The sequence below is a fragment of the Streptomyces montanus genome (assembly GCF_005786655.1).
Taxonomy (GTDB): Bacteria; Actinomycetota; Actinomycetes; order Streptomycetales; family Streptomycetaceae; genus Streptomyces; species Streptomyces sporangiiformans.
This window is the reverse complement of record NZ_VBZC01000009.1, coordinates 78,541-93,850: the sequence shown is the minus strand read 5'-3', so window position 1 is coordinate 93,850 and position 15,310 is coordinate 78,541. Positions and strand designations below refer to the sequence as shown.

Annotated in this window: 14 protein-coding genes; 3 read left to right on the top strand and 11 right to left on the bottom strand. The window is 70.7% G+C overall.

Annotated features, from left to right (window positions below; translation table 11 throughout):
* Positions 1-48: 48 nt before the first annotated feature.
* From FE633_RS10045 to FE633_RS10035, 3 genes are all read right to left on the bottom strand, one after another.
* On the bottom strand, positions 49-1,461 hold the full coding sequence (locus FE633_RS10045; RefSeq protein ID WP_138044771.1) for a hypothetical protein: 1,413 nt from the start codon (positions 1,459-1,461) through the stop codon (positions 49-51).
* On the bottom strand, positions 1,458-1,754 hold the full coding sequence (locus FE633_RS10040) for a hypothetical protein (RefSeq protein WP_138044770.1): 297 nt from the start codon (positions 1,752-1,754) through the stop codon (positions 1,458-1,460). The genes FE633_RS10045 and FE633_RS10040 overlap by 4 nt, the downstream gene beginning before the upstream one ends.
* A gap of 179 nt (positions 1,755-1,933) precedes the next feature.
* A complete protein-coding gene (locus FE633_RS10035; RefSeq protein WP_138044769.1) occupies positions 1,934-2,242 on the bottom strand; it encodes a hypothetical protein in 309 nt (102 codons plus the stop codon).
* Positions 2,243-2,483: 241 nt separating this feature from the next.
* Here FE633_RS10035 and FE633_RS10030 point away from each other — a divergent pair, with 241 nt between their 5' ends.
* Positions 2,484-3,458: an alpha/beta fold hydrolase gene (locus FE633_RS10030; RefSeq protein WP_138044768.1), complete on the top strand. Its 975-nt coding sequence runs from the start codon at positions 2,484-2,486 to the stop codon at positions 3,456-3,458.
* 31 nt (positions 3,459-3,489) lie between these two features.
* Here FE633_RS10030 and FE633_RS10025 read toward each other — a convergent pair whose 3' ends face one another.
* The 4 genes from FE633_RS10025 to FE633_RS10010 form a co-directional block, all read right to left on the bottom strand.
* Entirely contained in the window at positions 3,490-4,605 is a 1,116-nt protein-coding gene (locus FE633_RS10025) for a LacI family DNA-binding transcriptional regulator (protein ID WP_138044767.1), read from the bottom strand.
* A 48-nt stretch (positions 4,606-4,653) separates the two neighbouring features.
* Complete coding sequence (locus tag FE633_RS10020) at positions 4,654-7,224, bottom strand: beta-galactosidase (RefSeq protein WP_138044766.1); 2,571 nt, start codon at positions 7,222-7,224, stop codon at positions 4,654-4,656.
* Between the two features lie 11 nt (positions 7,225-7,235).
* A complete protein-coding gene (locus tag FE633_RS10015) occupies positions 7,236-9,035 on the bottom strand; it encodes a glycoside hydrolase family 35 protein (protein WP_138044765.1) in 1,800 nt (599 codons plus the stop codon).
* Between the two features lie 104 nt (positions 9,036-9,139).
* Entirely contained in the window at positions 9,140-10,447 is a 1,308-nt protein-coding gene (locus FE633_RS10010) for an MFS transporter (protein ID WP_246113533.1), read from the bottom strand.
* A gap of 188 nt (positions 10,448-10,635) precedes the next feature.
* Between FE633_RS10010 and FE633_RS10005 the strand changes: the two genes are divergently transcribed.
* Both FE633_RS10005 and FE633_RS10000 read left to right on the top strand, forming a co-directional pair.
* Complete coding sequence (locus FE633_RS10005; RefSeq protein ID WP_138044763.1) at positions 10,636-11,322, top strand: TetR/AcrR family transcriptional regulator; 687 nt, start codon at positions 10,636-10,638, stop codon at positions 11,320-11,322.
* Between the two features lie 240 nt (positions 11,323-11,562).
* Complete coding sequence (locus FE633_RS10000; protein WP_138044762.1) at positions 11,563-12,234, top strand: nucleotidyl transferase AbiEii/AbiGii toxin family protein; 672 nt, start codon at positions 11,563-11,565, stop codon at positions 12,232-12,234.
* A gap of 148 nt (positions 12,235-12,382) precedes the next feature.
* On the opposite strand, the gene FE633_RS09995 is transcribed toward FE633_RS10000, so the two are convergent.
* The 4 genes from FE633_RS09995 to FE633_RS49185 all read right to left on the bottom strand — a co-directional run bounded on the left by FE633_RS09995 (position 12,383) and on the right by FE633_RS49185 (position 15,298).
* Entirely contained in the window at positions 12,383-13,855 is a 1,473-nt protein-coding gene (locus FE633_RS09995) for a M1 family metallopeptidase (RefSeq protein ID WP_138044761.1), read from the bottom strand.
* A gap of 119 nt (positions 13,856-13,974) precedes the next feature.
* Entirely contained in the window at positions 13,975-14,352 is a 378-nt protein-coding gene (locus FE633_RS09990) for a luciferase domain-containing protein (protein ID WP_138044760.1), read from the bottom strand.
* 87 nt (positions 14,353-14,439) lie between these two features.
* Entirely contained in the window at positions 14,440-15,066 is a 627-nt protein-coding gene (locus FE633_RS09985) for a TMEM165/GDT1 family protein (protein ID WP_138044759.1), read from the bottom strand.
* A 100-nt stretch (positions 15,067-15,166) separates the two neighbouring features.
* Positions 15,167-15,298 carry a hypothetical protein gene (locus FE633_RS49185; protein WP_281291154.1) on the bottom strand — a complete coding sequence of 44 codons (132 nt, stop codon included), beginning with the start codon at positions 15,296-15,298 and terminating at the stop codon, positions 15,167-15,169.
* Between the last annotated feature and the right edge of the window lie 12 nt (positions 15,299-15,310).

Sequence of the window (15,310 nt, the reverse complement as noted above, 5' to 3'; positions counted from 1 at the left end):
TGGTGTCGCCCTGAGCTGTCGATCTGCGCTGTCCGACGGCCTACCGGGTCAGCCGCCGTCCCCGGGAGTGCTCCAACGCCAGTTGTAGAAGGGGATTCCGCCGGCCCCGAGCCCCGGAATCTCCTTGACCCCGCCCCAGGCGTCCGGCCCGGTGAGCCACGACTCGCCGTCGGCGACCGGTGCCAGGTTGGACCAGCCGGCCGCCAGCGGAAGGGTCTGACTGCCGATGAAGAGGGCCTTGCCGTAACCCGCCATGCTCTTGAACGAGGAGTCGGCGATCTGCGCCATCTTGGGGGCGCCCGCGGTGACAAGGCTTTCCTCGCCGGGCAGGGTGCCCGCGGCGATCCTGATGTCGTCCAGGAACGCCTTGGCGTTCAGGGATTCCTTGACCACCGACCGCATCTGCGGCAGGAGTTCACTCGGCCCCTCGGCCAGCGCCTTGCCGATCTGCCCGGGTTTGATGCCGGAAAGAGCTTCGGCGAGTCCGCGGGCCGCCTCCGGGTTCAGCCCGACCTCCCGCGCCAGCTGTACGTCCTTGACGGCGGAGGCCCCGCGTGCGGCGACGGACGCTTCCTTGGCCGCGGTGCCGAGGACCCGGCCGGCACCGAAGGACAGCACACCGATCGCGTCGATGGCGACGTCCAGCCAGGTGCCCTTGCCGTCCAGAGCCGAAATCGTGTCACACACCAGCGCGACCACCGAGGCCACCAGGGCCAGCGCGGCGAGAACCTCACCGAGGACCGGCACCCAGCTCAGTACGAGGGCCAGCACACCGAGGATGGCCGCGGCCACGCCCGCCCAATGGCCGATCTTGGCGATCCAGTCCTCCACGCTGTCCCACCAGTGGTGCTCGGGGTCCTTCAGCCCGTCGTGGTCGACCGAGTCGTGAATGGCCGACTTCACGTGAGCGGCCTGGGTGTCCCGGTACGACAGCGCCTGCCGGAGGTCGGACTTGGCGTCCTCCAGATCCCCGTCGGCGGACTCCTTCTGTTTCTGCAGCCTCTGCTTGTCGGGGTGGTCGTCGTGGCCGGGATGGTGGTCGATCTGGTTCTGGTAGCGACTGCTGTCCGCGTCGGCGGCCTTGGCCTTCTTCAGGGCGGCGCGGACCAGATTCTGTGCGTGTTCGAGGGCGGTGGCCCAGTCCGCCTTCACATGGTCGTCGACGGGTGCGGGTCCCACTGTGGAGCCGAGGGCGTCGGCGGCGGCCGCGTACCGCTGGTGCGACTTGGTGAGCAGTCCGACCGTGTCCTCGGTCTTCTTCTGGAACTCCCGGCCGGCGTCGGAGTCCCAGCCGTTGCCGTCGACGAGGTTGTGCAGCCGGGTGGCCTGCTCCTGTATCAGGGTGGCCGTGTCGGCGATGCGCTTGCCGAGCCGGGCCACCTCGTAGGGGTCGCCCGGGGTGAATTCCTTGTCGTCGTAACGGGCGGTCTGCCAGTCGACGCCCGAAAAGTCGTCGCTCACTTGCCCTCGCCGCTCTTCTTCGGCTGGGACTTCTGCAAGGTCTCGGCGAGATGCTGGTCAATGCCGTCGTAGGCCTTGGCCGCCGTGCCGGCAGTCTTGCCGAGGAACTCCAGGCCGTCGCAGAGCTGTTTGCGCTTCTTCTTCCAGTCGTCCGCGAAGTCGTCGAGCGCGTCCGCCACATCGCCTGATCCGATGTCCGCGTCGTAGGAGTCGACCAGGTCCTTGGCATGCTCGAAGTGCGACTTCAGCTTCGCCACCGACCGGCTGATCTCCCGCAGTTCAGTCGTGGACACCGCGACATGATCCGCCACTCCGACCCCCGTGTGCGCGCCTGCCATCCGGCCGCCACAGCTGCTCAGCTGCCTCGGAGCGACCACGCCCACTGTCCTGCACAAATTTTCGGTGCCCAACCAACGTGAAGCAAAGGCAAGCAAAGACAAGCAAAGGGAGCCGTCTCCTGCGTGAGAGGGCGTCAGCCGGGCGGCACCCGGTCCTGTGGCTCGTCAGCCGGGTCGGTCGAGTCCGACACCAACTCCGCGACGCGCAGGGTGCAATACCAACGCGACGTCATCCCCTTGATCAGTACGAGGTACGACGCGCGGTCGTCGAAGCGGTACACCCGGCGCCAGCTCTCGACGATCCCCTTCCTCGGCAGATAGGTGTGGACGGCGGCTCGGAGCTCCTCCAGCGCCTGGTCCCTCGTATCCAGCCCATCACGGATGATATTGGTCACGTAGGAGTCACCGTAGTCGTACTGCGCGATCACGACCCAGTTGCCCATGCTCGCCCCCCTCCCGGCGCCGGCGGAGTCCACACCGCGCCGGTCACTCCCGGCGACGCCGCGCGCCTCATCGAGGCATCCACCCTCCCACTTGGACGCCTCAGACGTGCGCCACCTGGCGGAGGTCGGCTCAACTCCGGTGTGCGCCCGGACTTTTGCCGCATCGGCAATGGGGCTCGCAGGCGCCGTGTCGCCTGCTGCACGATCACTGGTGGTGATCCGCACACGCCCGGGAGGACCCATGCCGAAGACGTCAGCCGCCGATCTCACCCACCGTCTGGTGCCCTCACCGGCCGGCCGCATCCACTTGGTGGAGCAGGGAAGCGGGCCGCTCGTCCTGCTGGTGCACGGGTTCCCGGAGTCCTGGTACTCGTGGCGCCATCAACTGCCCGCGCTGGCGGCGGCCGGTTACCGCGCGGTGGCCGTCGACGTCCGCGGCTACGGGCGCTCCTCCAAGCCCGACGCGGTGCACGCGTACCGGATGCTGGACCTGGTGGAGGACAACGTCGCCGTGGTCCACGCTCTGGGCGAGCGGGACGCGGTGGTCATAGGGCACGACTGGGGCGCGGCGATCGCCGCCAACTCCGCGCTGCTCCGGCCCGATGTCTTCCGTGCGGTCGGGCTGCTCAGCGTGCCCTACACCCCGCGCGGCGGCCCCAGGCCGAGCGAGATCTTCGCGCAGATGGCTGGAGAGGACGAGTTCTACGTCTCCTACTTCCAGCAACCGGGCCGCGCCGAGGCGGAGATCGAGCCCGACGTACGCGGCTGGCTCTCGGGCTTCTACGCCGCCCTGTCCGCCGACACCATGCCCGCGCCGGGCGCGCCCGCCCCGCACTTCGTCAGTCGCGGCGCGAGGATGCGCGACCGTTTCCCCGCGGGCCGGCTGCCGTCCTGGCTCGGCGAGCGTGACCTCGACGTGTACGCCGAGGAGTTCGAGCGCACCGGACTGAGCGGAGCCCTGGCCCGCTACCGGAACATGGACCGGGACTGGGAGGACCTGGCCGACTACGACGGCGCCTCCATAACCCAGCCCTCGTTGTTCGTGGGCGGTTCCCTGGACGCCTCCACCAGCTGGCTGGCCGACGCGATCAAGGAATTCCCCCGCACCCTGCCCGGTCTGGACTCTTCGCACATCCTCGACGGTTGCGGCCACTGGATTCAGCAGGAACGCCCCGAGGAGGTCAACCGGCTCGTGACCGACTGGCTCGCGTCGTAGCCGGGGAACGTGGCGGAGCCCGTCGGCTCCGTCAGCCCGGTGCCGGGCCGGTGCTGCGGCGGATGATGAGTTCGACAGGCACGACGGGACCGGACCGCGGGCCTGACTGCGGCCCGGACTGCGGCCCTGACGGCGACCCGGACGGTGGGCCGGGCGGGCCGTCGATCTGGGTCAGGAGAAGCTGGAGGGAGCGCCTACCGATCTCGGCGAAGTCGGTGCGTACGGTGGTCAGCGGGGGAAGCAGATGGGCGGCCTCGGGGATGTCGTCGTAGCCGACGACGCTCACGTCGCCGGGGACATGGCGTCCGGCTTCGTGGCAGGCGCGCAGCACGCCGAGCGCCATCTGGTCGTTGGAGGCGAACACCGCCGTGACGTCCGGGCGCTCCGCCAGGCGGCGGCCCAGCTCGTATCCGGAGTCGGCGCTCCAGTCACCGATGAGGGGCTCGGGCACCTCCGCGCCGGCCGCCCGCAGGGTCGCCCGCCAGCTCTCCGCCCGTAGGTCGGCGGATGTCCAGCCGGTCGGGCCCGCGATGTGCCGGACGGTGGGGTGGCCGAGGCGCAGCAGATGTTCGGTGGCCTTGCGGGCTCCGGTCCAGGAGTCCGCGGTGACCAGTGGCGTGCCGTCGCCGAGGTCGTTCTCCAGGACCACCAGGGGCGTGTCGAGACGGACTTCCGCCAGGGCTTTTCTCACCCAGTGCTGCGGAGCGATGGCGATCACTCCGTCCGCGCCCTCGGCCGACAGACGGTTCACGGCGCGTACCACCGTGTCCCGCTCCGCCGTGTCGAGGGCGATGGAGCTCACCAGGTAACCGGCCCTCTGGGCCGCGGTGTTGATCGCGGTCAGGATGGAGGCGGGCCCGTAGCGCGCCGCGTCGAACGAGATCACGCCGAGCATCCTGGTCCGGCCGCTGGCCAGGGAGCGCGCGCTGCGGCTCGGGCGGTAACCGAGCGAGCGCATGGCGTCCAGCACCGTCTCACGCGTCTCGGGACGGACGGCAGGATTGTCGTTGAGTACGCGTGAAACGGTCTGTTTGGAGACACCGGCCAGGCGTGCCACGTCATCCATCACCGGGCGCGCTCCCGCGAAGTTGCGTCGGCTGCGGCCGCGTCCCTTGGGAGCGGGGCCGTCAGGGGCGCTTGCATTCATGGGTCGCGCTTTCTTCGGCATCGTCGCGGCATCGTCTCGGTGGCCTGATCATCCAGGTCGGGTCACCCAGCAGCGGCTGGTCACCCACTCGGCGTGCCCGACAGTAGCCGTTCCCGCGGCCGTTCCGCCGCCCGCCTCTCGCGGCACGTACACCGGCGCGTCGGCGTGCAGGGGCAGCACCCTCAGCCGCAGACCATGGGCGCGCAGGGCTTCGGCGGGGAGCCGGTCGAGGCCGATGTCCCAGACCCGCCCCGAGAAGAACTGATCGGCGACGAGGGTGTCTCCCACGTACGCGCGCGCCACGTCGCCGGTCCAGTGAACGCGCAGGAGGGTTCCCTCGCGCCGGCGCAGGAGTGCGTCCGGTACGTCCACGCGGTACTCGGCCGCGGTGGCGTCGAAGTGCCGGTCCGCGGGGACGCTCGCCCGGCCGAGCGGGCCCGTCACGGTCTCGGGTGCGGGGCCCGCGGGCCGGACCGGGGTGACCGTCGGCGTGCCGCTGGAACCCCGGTCACCGGACTCACTGCCGAGCGGGGCGGCGTCGGGCAGAACCGAGTAGCGGGTGAGTACCCCGTCCGCCGCCTCCCGCACGGACGCCCCAGCCACCACCGGCGCCCGGTCCGGCGCCGGCAGGACCGCGAACGAGGGCTCCGCCGCGGAGCTGTGCACGCGTACCTCGTCGTGGTCGAAGACCACGCCGTCACGGCAGAGCACGAGCCGCTCGGCACCCCATGCGACACCCCGGTAGGCGGTACGCGCCGTCACCGCGTCCAGGACCAGCAGGCCGACCCGTCCCCCGTCCGCCGTGTCCACTTCGACCAGGGCGTCGGTGCCGGGGCGCAGCCCGGTGATCAGGATCCTGGGATCCGGGTCGTCGACGCGCGTGATGTCCCCGGAGGGAGCGCTGACGGACGCCACGGTTCGTGCGCTCAGGGCGAGTTCGGGGGTGATGCCGTCGGTGGCAGCCAGCACCAGGACCGTACGTCCTCCCCCGTCGTCGATGCGGCACACCGGCTGCGCGGTGGCCCAGTCGAGCCGCAGGCCGTCGACGTCGAGGCGCAGCGGCCAGCAGAAGTACGCGCCCTCGGGGACCGTCACGGGGGTGCTCGGCAGCGTCAACGCGGCCGTGGCATCGGGCAGTTCAGGCGGCTCGGGCAGTTGAGGCAGTTGAGGCAGTTGAGGCAGTTGAGGCAGTTCCACCTTGAAGGACGTGTGCGGGTGGTCCGGCAACTGCTCGTGCGGTTGGTGGTTGTTGACGAAGAGGAAGCCCGAGGTGCCGTCGCTGCGCACCGCCCACCGCAGGGTGTCGCGGTCGCCCTGCCCCGAGGGCTGCCGCTCCGGAAGCACGGACCGCATGGGCGCGATCAGGTGGCCGAAGTCGGCGAGCAGCAGGTGCTGGAGGCGCAGTTCGTGGTACGAGGGCCGGTACTGGCCGTACTCACCGAGCGGCGCCTGGAAGTCGTACGTCAGAACCGGGAGGTCGTTGGGGTAGTCGGTGGCGTGGGACTCCTGCAACGTCGTCAGCTCCCCGGCCGGGTTCGTGCCGCCGTGGAACATGTAGTAGCCCTGCCACACCGAGCCGCAGCCGATCTTGGTGAGGCCGAGCGCCCCGATGTCGGCGGGCTCGACGCGCGGCCGGCGGTGGTAGGCCACGGCCATGCCACCGCCCAACTCGCAGGTGGCCCAGGGGAATCGCTCGGCGAGAAGCATCGGGTCGCCGCCGCGCACGGTCGTCGGGCGCAGATCGGCGCCGATGCCCTCGTCGTCCCGCTGGTGGGTGAAGAAGTAGTGCTTGCGGCAGGTGTCGGGCCAGCCGCCGTCCGCCTCGGTCCAGAACGCCTCCGGGTAGCCGCCGTACAGCGGAAGGAGTTCATCGGGTGGGAGCTGGACCCCGCCCCAGGCTGTCGACGTCCACAGCGGCGCGCTCAGCCCGGCCTCCTGGGCCATCCGCTTGAGGGTGAGCAGATGGCCGGGCTGGTCGTAGAGCTCGTTCTCGATCTGGATGGCGACGACGGGGCCGCCGTGGGCGCGGTCCAGGCCGCGCAGCTGCCCGGCGATGGCCGCGTACCAGGTCCGTACGGGGTCCAGGTACGCGGGATCGTCGGTGCGGGGTGTGCAGGGGCGGGCCAGCAGCCAGTCGGGCAGTCCGCCGCCACGGACCTCCGCGTGGGACCAGGGGCCGATGCGGGGGATGAAGTCCAGGTCGTGGTGGGCGCAGAGTTCGGCGAAGCGCCGCAGGTCGCGGTCGCCGTCGAAGCGGATGCGGCCCTCCACCTCCTCGTGGTGGATCCAGATGACGTAGCTGGCGACGGCGGTCACGCCGCCCGCCTTCATCTTCAGCAGCTCCTCCTCCCACTGCCCGGCGGGGTAGCGGGTGTAGTGGAACTCCCCGGAGACCGGGAACCAGGGGCGGCCGCCGCGCGTGAGGTAGCGGCTGGTCACCTCGATCGGGTCGGGCACGCCCGGCGCGTCGGCGAACGGCAGATGGCCGGTCAGCGGGGGTGCGGCGGGGGCCGGAACGCGCAGGAGGTGCGGGAGCGCGTCGGCGACCGGCGCGCCGGACAGGGAAACGCGCGGGGGTGTCGTCCGAGGTGTAGTCGAGGGTGTCGTCCGAGGAGTCATCGGGGACGTCATCAGGGCTGCACCGGTCCGAGGTCGGGGACGTCGGTGAGCAGCGCGCGGGTGCCGGTGGTGGCGTGCAGCTCCAGAAGGACGAGCTCGTTGGTGCCGGGGCGCAGGACGGGTGCGGGGACGTACAGGGTGCGTTGCGGGCCGCGGTTCCAGTAGCGGCCGAGGTGGAAGCCGTTGACCCAGGCCTGGCCCTTGGTCCAGCCGGGCAGCGACAGGAAGGTGTCGGCGGGGGTGCGGACGTCGAAGGTGCCGTGGTGGAAGGCGGGCACGGAGTCGGTGGTGGCGTCGGACGACGCGAAGGGGACCGCGTTCAGGCTGTCCGGGCCGTCGAGGGGCAGGGGGTGGCAGTACCAGCCGTGCAGGGCCGTGCCGTTGAAGGTGACCGGGCCGAGCAGGCCCTTGGGGGCGCCGATGCGCGGCCCGTAGTTGACGCCGCCCATGTTCTCCACGAGCACCTCTAGGGTGGCGCCGGGGCCGGGCACCCTGACCGGCAGGCTCTCGTCGTGGCGTTCGCGTTCGAGTACGCCGACGGGGGCGCCGTCCACGAAGACCTGGGCGCGGTCGCCCACCCCTCCGGTGAAGTGCAGCAGGCCGTCGCCGCCCCGGGGCACGGTGGTGCGGTAGAGCATGTATCCGGACCGCAGACCGAGTTCGTCCATGGTCGCCGGATCCTCGGTCCGTTGTACGGGCTGTCGTGCGGTCCCTCGTGCGGGACCGGACAGGGCGTGCGCGTGCGGCAGCAGCGGGGCCCTGCGGTCCAGGACGACGGCGGTGGGCGGAAGTTTGGCGGCCGGCGCCGGGACCGGCTCCTCGGGGACCGGCGCGTGGCGGGCGATGACTTCGCGGAAGGCGTGGTACTTGGGACCGGGATCGCCGGACTCGGTGAGCGCCGCGTCGTAGTCGTACGACGTGACCGTGGGCGAGTAGGCATGGTCGTGGTTGGCGCCGTTGGTGAAGGCGAAGTTGGTGCCGCCGTGGAACATGTAGATGTTGACGGACGCCCCGGCCGAGAGCAGCCGGTCGAGGTCGGCGGCGGCGTCGGCCGCGTCCCGCACGTGGTGCGGCTCTCCCCAGTGGTCGAACCAGCCGATCCAGAACTCCATGCACATCAGGGGCCCTTCGGACTGGTGGGCGCGCAGCCGTTCCAGCGACTGGGCGACCTTGCTGCCGAAGGTGCCGGTGGCGAGCGTGCCGGGCAGGCTTCCGGCGGCCAGGTGCTCGGGGTTGGCCTGGTCGCATGTGAACAGCAGTTCCTCGACGCCGCGCGAGCGCAGACCCTGCTCCACGTGCTTCAGGTACGCGGTGTCGTCGCCGTAGGCGCCGTACTCGTTCTCCACCTGTACGGCGATCACGGGTCCGCCCGAGGCGGCCATGTGCGGCAGGAGCGGAGGCAGCAGCAGGTCGAGGTAGCGGTCGAAGGCGTCGGTGAACCGGGGGTCGCTGCTGCGCAGCCGGATGCCGGAGTCCGCGGTGAGCCACGAGGGCAGTCCGCCGCCGTCCCACTCGGCGCAGATGTACGGTCCGGGGCGCAGCAGGACGTGCAGTCCCTCGGCGTGGGCCAGGCTCAGATAGCGGGGCAGGTCGAGGATGCCGTCGAGGACGAGGGCGCTGTCGGGGTCGGGCTGGTGGAGGTTCCACGGCACGTACGTCTCAACGGTGTTCAGGCCCATGAGGCGTGCCTTGCGCAGCCTGTCGGCCCACTGGTCGGGGTGGACACGGAAGTAGTGCATCGCGCCGGAGATGATCCGGAACGGCTCGCCGTCGAGCAGGAAACCGTCGGACGTCGTCGTCAGAGCGGGCATGCGGAGGATTTCCCTTCGTACGGTTACTGGCGTGTGCGGGCGTGTACTGCCTGTACGGGCGTGCACTTGCGTGTAGTGGCGTGTAGTGGCGTGTTCGACCTGGGTCAGCGGGGCGGTGCGGTGGGACGCGTGGCGCGGCGGAGCCAGAGGGTGGCGGCCAGGCACAGCGCGGAGACGGCGCAGAGCAGGAGCGGGACGGCACGGATCCCGGACCACTCGATCGCCTTGCCCAGCGCCGGTCCCGCCGCGACGCCCCCGGCCATGGACGCGGCGATGACCGTCGCGCCCGCCCTGCGGGCCCCGGGGGCGGCGCTGTGGAGCCAGGGCAGCCCGGTCGGGAAGATCGGCGCGATGAACAGACCGACACCGGCGTACGCGTACGGGGCGAGCCCCGGCACCGCGGCCAGCAGCAGACAGGCCGTCATGCCGGCGCAAGAGACCGTGATGATGGCCTGGGCCGGGAAACGCAGCGCGATCGGCGCGACCAGGAAGCGGCCGACGGTCATCATCAGCCAGTAGACGGAGGTGGCGGTGGCGGCGACACCCGCGCCGTAGCCGACCGTCTCCAGGTGCGTGGGCTCCCAGCCGCCGACGCCCGCCTCGACGCCCACATGCAGGACGTAGAGCGCGACGAACACGGCGAGCACGGAGCCCAGGCTGCGGCCGAGCACCGACCCGCCGCCGGCCTCCGGTCGCAATGCGTCGGCCGACCGCGCCGCGTCGGCCGGTTGGGGTGCGTGGCCCGGTTGGGGTGCGTGGCCCGGTTGGGGTGCGTCGGCCGGCTGCGGTGCCCGGTCTCGTACGCCCTTGAGGCACAGCAGCAGCGGCAGGTTGGCGAGCGCGAAGCCGAGGAAGACGGCGGGGTAGTGCTCGGAACCCACCGCCGCGATCAGCGCGGGGCCGAGGATGGCGCCCACTCCGAAGTGTGCGTTGAGGATGTTCAGCATCGCGGTCGAGCGGCGGCCGAAGCCCACGGCGAACAGCTGGTTGAGGCCGTAGTCGATGCCGCCGAAGCCGAGACCGGCGAGCAGGGCCATGGCCAGGCCGACGGGCCAGTTCGGCGCGAGCGCGAAACCCGCCGCGCCCAACGCCATCAGCAGGTACGAGCCGCCGAGGATCCGGCGGTTGCCGATCCGCCCGTAGAGCCGGTCGAAGAGCAGCACGCCCGCGACGCCGCCGATGAAGTGGGCGCTCAGCCCCAGCCCGGCGGCCGACGGTGACAGGGCGAACTCCTCCCGGAACGCCGGGATCGCGGGCCCGTACAGGGCCTGGAGCGCACCGATGAGAACGAACCCCACGCAGGACGCGACCACCGCCGCCGCGCTGAAGACGGGGGCGGCGTCCGGGGAGCCGGCCGACCGGGCGTCCGCGTCTGCGTCCGCGACCCGTTGTCCGGTGGAAGGTTCGGTCACGTGGTCCGATGTTACCGGTAACATTCACACCGTCAAGAGCCCTGCGGCTTCCGTCCGGACACCGCCGCGCGCGATCCGAGATACCGAACGAGCCGCAGGAAGTGGCTACTTCACACCCGCTGTCCCGTCGACATGACCGACCCGCTTGAACTTTGTGCAATCCGAGAATCTGATCTAGCCTGGGTCGCATGCCGCGTGAGACGTTGACCCGCGAACACATCGTTCAGGCCGCGATCGAGCTGCTGGACGCCGAGGGTCTAGAGGGCCTGAACATGCGCAGTCTGGGCAAGCGGCTCGACTCCGCCGCCACTGCCGTCTACTGGCACGTCAAGAACAAGGACAATCTCGTCATCCTGGCCAGTGACGAGGTGTGGAACGAGGTCCGGCTGCCCGACCTCGACACCGTCGACTGGCGTACGGCGGCCACGGCGATGGCCAACGACCTCTACGCGATGATCACCAGGCACCCGTGGGTCGTGATGGCCTTCGCGTCCCAGCCTCTCTACGGGGTGAACAAGTCCCGCCACGACGACCACAGCCTCGCGGTCTACGAGAAGGCCGGCTTCGTCGGCGCGGAGATCGACCAGGCGACGGCCACGGTCTTCATGTTCGTACTCGGCAACGCCCTGGGCATGGCGGCCTCGGCTTCCGTGGACAGACGCCTCAGCCATGGGGGCAAGAACGCGCAGAACCTGATCCAGGACGCCATGACCCAGGCGATGGAGATCGCGGGGCAGTTCCCGCGGTTGCGGGCCCGCATCGACGCCTACGCCGACACCGACTACGGAGCGGCACCCGAGAAGAGCTTCGAGTTCGGCCTTCAGGCGGTCCTGGACGGCCTGGAGCAGCAACTCAAGCACCGTTCGCATCCCTGACTGCTGGTCCCTGACCGCCGGTCCCTGACCGCTGGTCCCTGACTCCTGACTCCCGCCGCCCCGGCCGCCCGTCAGCTCGTCGGCCCGGACACCGGCTCGGCACGCCGCTCACTCGCCACGACGAGCCCGGCCGAAGCCCTCGGGCGATAATCGCCGCATGGCCTCACCGTCCTCCGTTTCCGAGCTCCGCCGAGCCAGGTCGCCCCGGCACATGCCCGGCGTGAGCCACCAGGCCGTCGCGTGAACCTGACGGAGCTGCACCGCCGCCTGCTCGCCGACGTACTCGCCGTGGGTGCCCCCTTCCCCCTCGCGCTCACCGGCGGCTATGCCGTCCAGGCACACGGCCTGGTCGACCGCCTCAGCCAGGACCTCGAGTTCGCCACCGAGAGCCCCGAGGCGATGGAGAAGATCGCCGCCACCGTGAGCGCCGGCCTGGTGGAACGGGGCTGGCGGGTACGCGTGCCGGAAACAGAACCGCTCGCCGCCCAACTGATCGTGACGGACCCGGAGAGCGGCGAAGCGTGCGAGGTCGACCTGTACAAGGAGGCCCTCTGGCGTCCGCTCGTGCTGACCGAGTACGGGCCGGTCCTCTCCCTCGAAGACGTCGTCGGCACCAAGGTCCGCGCCCTGGCCGACCGCGGCCTCGCCCGGGACCTCGTCGACGTCCGCGCCGCCGCGGACCGCTGGAGCCCGCCGGAACTCGAAGAGCTCGGCCGCCGCCACGCCCCCGAGACCTTCGACCTCACCGACCTCCAGACCCGCCTCACCGGCGCGGAGTGGATCGACGACGCCGCTTTCGCCGCCTACGGCCTCGACGAGCGGGCCGTCTCGAACCTGCGCCGGTGGGCCCTGGAATGGGCGGACGACATCGCGGAACGGCTGATGGAGACGGACGTCCCGGACGACGCCTGACGTGAGCGTCGCCCCCGTCTCCGAGAGCTCCTGTCGGAATGATCGGTGAGGTGGTTGGATCACCCTCGCATCGGGGAGGCGAGGGTGGCCGGAGGGGTACCCGACTGACCTTCCGCGAGCGGGCGGAAGGCCGAGGCCGTTGGCGGTTTCACCGGATGCGGTGCTGCTTCCAGAAGGGGTCCAGGTCCTTGTCCGTCACGGACTGTGCGGCCTTCTTGAAGTCGGCGGTGGTGGAGACGCCGTACCAGTGGTTGCGGGCGTACCGCTTGAGGAGTCGCGCCATGGTGTCGGCCCCGATGGTGCGCTCCAGGCGTGCCAGGGCGCAGGAGCCGGCCGTGTAGACGAGGTGGTACTCGTCCCGGTGCTCGGCCCAGTAGGCCATCGAGTTGGTGAGCGCGGTGCGGTCGCTCGGCCAGTAGACGTCCGACCAGCAGTCGCGTGTGTCCCAGCCGTAGAAGCGCGCGTTGGCGTATTGGGCGAAGCTCTCGTCCAGCCAGGGCGCGCCGTACTCGTCGTTGCCCACGATGCCGTACCACCACTGGTGGGCCACCTCGTGGACGACGGCGCTGCCCTCCTCGGTGGTGCCGAGGACGACCAGGCCGGGGTACTCCATACCGCCGCCGAACTCCTTGGTCATCACGAAGTCGATCTCGCCGTACGGATAGCGGCCGAACTCCTTGCCGAACCGGTCGACGGCGGCGACGCCGTCCTCGCGGTTGAGGCGCACACCCGCCGCGGGCGTGTTCGGCGCCCAGTACGACTTCACGCGCACACCGCCGGGCGAGGTCTCGGTCGCCGTACGGAACGGGCCCGCCGCCCACGCGAAGTCCCGCACCCGGCGCGCGACGCTGTGCGTGACCGTGCGCCCGGACTTGCCGTCGCGGGTCCAAGTGCGGCCGGTCGCCGGGACCTTGAGGGTCGACGGGTGGTCGATGCGGACCCGGAAGTCGCTCGCCAGGGCGTAGAAGCTCTCGCCGGTCGACACATACGGGTCGAGGTGCCATCCCTTCGCGTCGTGCACGGCGAGCACCGGCAGAGCGTTGCCCAGGAAGCGGAACGCGCCCTCGCGGCCGAAGCGGTCGTTGCGCTCGGGCACGGTGATGGACACGTCGAAGGAGACGGCCGTCCGCTCGCCGCGCGCGAGCGGCTTCGGCAGGGTGATGGGCAGCGCGGTGCAGTTCACGGTGAGGTGGCCCGGAGTGCCACCGCGCACCTTGGACATCTTGACGGGGGACGGCTTGCCCGGCGTGCCGCACTTGTCGTCGCCGTTGCCCCACAGGCGTACGTACACCTCACGCAGAGGTTGATCGGAGGCGTTGCGGAACGACACCCGCTGCCGACCCGTCCAGTGGGAGCCGTCGGCGTCGCCGCGCAGGGACACGTCGTAGCGAAGCCGATCGGGCGTCGCGGCCTCGGGCGTACTGGCCTTGGCCTTGAGTGCCGATGCCGATACCGACGCCTGTATCGATGCCGGTGCCGATGCCGGTATCGATGCCGATGTCCGGGCCGTGACGGCATCGGCCCCGGTGGCGGCGCCCGCGGCCACGAGCAACGCGAGCGGGACAACGAGCAGACGGCGACCGGCTTTTGACCACCACGCGTGTGCGGGTAACGACGACATGGCAGCGGATCATGCCACACAGGCCTGACATTTGGCCCCGCCTCGACCTGGGCCTTCTCTCCCGGGGTGCACAGCCTCTGAAAAAGCAAGAGGGCGCTTCCCGTGAGGGAAGCGCCCTCTCATGGGCTGTGAGGTTCACGTCGATGATCATTGCATCCCGGTCGAGGTCCGTCGCCAGGAACCGCCCAGGCCTGGTGCGCCTGGAGGGCGAGGCTGACCAGGGTCATGAGGAGGTCGACGTCCGCGTTGCCTTCGAGGCGAAGCGTCACCCAATGCGAGCCCGGCACCAGCCGGACGGCGGCGGCTCCCGTGAGGTGCTCTTCGAACCGCCGGATGGCCCGCGCTGTGAGGTGCAGGTCGACGTTCCGGTCGGAATGGAAGTGGGCGATCTCGCCGTGGGCCGAGCGAAGGGCCCGCCCCATGCCGCAGCTCGGCTCCACCTCGGTGAGGTCGGGCCAGGTCTCCAGTTGAGTGAGGGCACGCGCGGCCAACGTCATGCGCTCATCATGACCAGCTCACCGCGCGGACACCAGAAGGTGAGGAATCCGTAACCGGGCCGCCGCGCCTCCGGCTGCCGGTGCGGCTCATCCCGCGATGGCGGCGTACCAGCTGGTGGCGGCCAGCGCGAGCATCGCCGCGGTGGCGATCCTCGTGAGCAGGCCGAACGGGACGTGCTTCATCAGGGTGTGGCCGCCCAGGACGCCGAGCGCGGCCACGGTCCACAGGCCGAGCAGCGAGCCGAGGCCCACCGAGAGCGGACTGTCGTAGTGGGCCGCCAGGTTGATGATCAGGATCTGGGTGAGGTCGCCGAACTCGGCGACCAGGACGAGCGTGAAGCCGAGCCCTGAGATCCGCCAGAACGACCTGCCCACCGAGGCCTTGGCCCCTGCCTTGTCGTCCGCTTTCCCGTCGTCTCTCTCGTCGTCACGCTCGTCGTCCCCCTTGTCCCTGTTGAAGAACAGCAGAAGCGCCCCCGCGAGGAACAGCACGCCGCTCACTGCTTGGAGGATCCGGTGCGGCAGGAGGGTCAGCACGCCGCCCGCCACGAGGGCGAGAGCGACATGGACAGCGAAGGCGGCGGCAGCCCCGGCGAAGACGTACGAGGGGCGGTAGCGGGCGCCGAGCACCAGGACCGCGAGGGCGGTCTTGTCAGGGAGCTCGGCGGGCAGGACAACACCGAGTGTGATCGCCAGGACGGTGAAGTCGAGCACGGGCCGCGCTCCTCGAGGGGTCGGCTGTCCCTCCCGGAGACCGATGATCACGGGCCGGCGCGTCCTCGCGTTCCGTCGGCGAGACGGCGGGGCCGGTGCCTCAGGCCGCGGCTGCGACCGGGCGGCCGCTGCGGAGGAAGGAATTCCAGAGCTGGACGAGCAGCCGCATGACGAGCGCCTCGAGCAGGGCGACGGCGATCTTGGCGAGGAGGGAGGAGAGCAGGTGCGGCACGGTGAGCCGCCT

Bases quoted from the DNA above. Each gene is read 5' to 3' on its own strand.
- FE633_RS10020 (WP_138044766.1), bottom strand. From the start codon at position 7,224: ATGACTCCTCGGACGACACCCTCGACTACACCTCGGACGACACCCCCG.
- FE633_RS10005 (WP_138044763.1), top strand. From the start codon at position 10,636: ATGCCGCGTGAGACGTTGACCCGCGAACACATCGTTCAGGCCGCGATC.
- FE633_RS10015 (WP_138044765.1), bottom strand. From the start codon at position 9,035: ATGCCCGCTCTGACGACGACGTCCGACGGTTTCCTGCTCGACGGCGAG.
- FE633_RS09995 (WP_138044761.1), bottom strand. From the start codon at position 13,855: ATGTCGTCGTTACCCGCACACGCGTGGTGGTCAAAAGCCGGTCGCCGT.
- FE633_RS10030 (WP_138044768.1), top strand. From the start codon at position 2,484: ATGCCGAAGACGTCAGCCGCCGATCTCACCCACCGTCTGGTGCCCTCA.
- FE633_RS10035 (WP_138044769.1), bottom strand. From the start codon at position 2,242: ATGGGCAACTGGGTCGTGATCGCGCAGTACGACTACGGTGACTCCTAC.
- FE633_RS09990 (WP_138044760.1), bottom strand. From the start codon at position 14,352: ATGACGTTGGCCGCGCGTGCCCTCACTCAACTGGAGACCTGGCCCGAC.
- FE633_RS10025 (WP_138044767.1), bottom strand. From the start codon at position 4,605: ATGAATGCAAGCGCCCCTGACGGCCCCGCTCCCAAGGGACGCGGCCGC.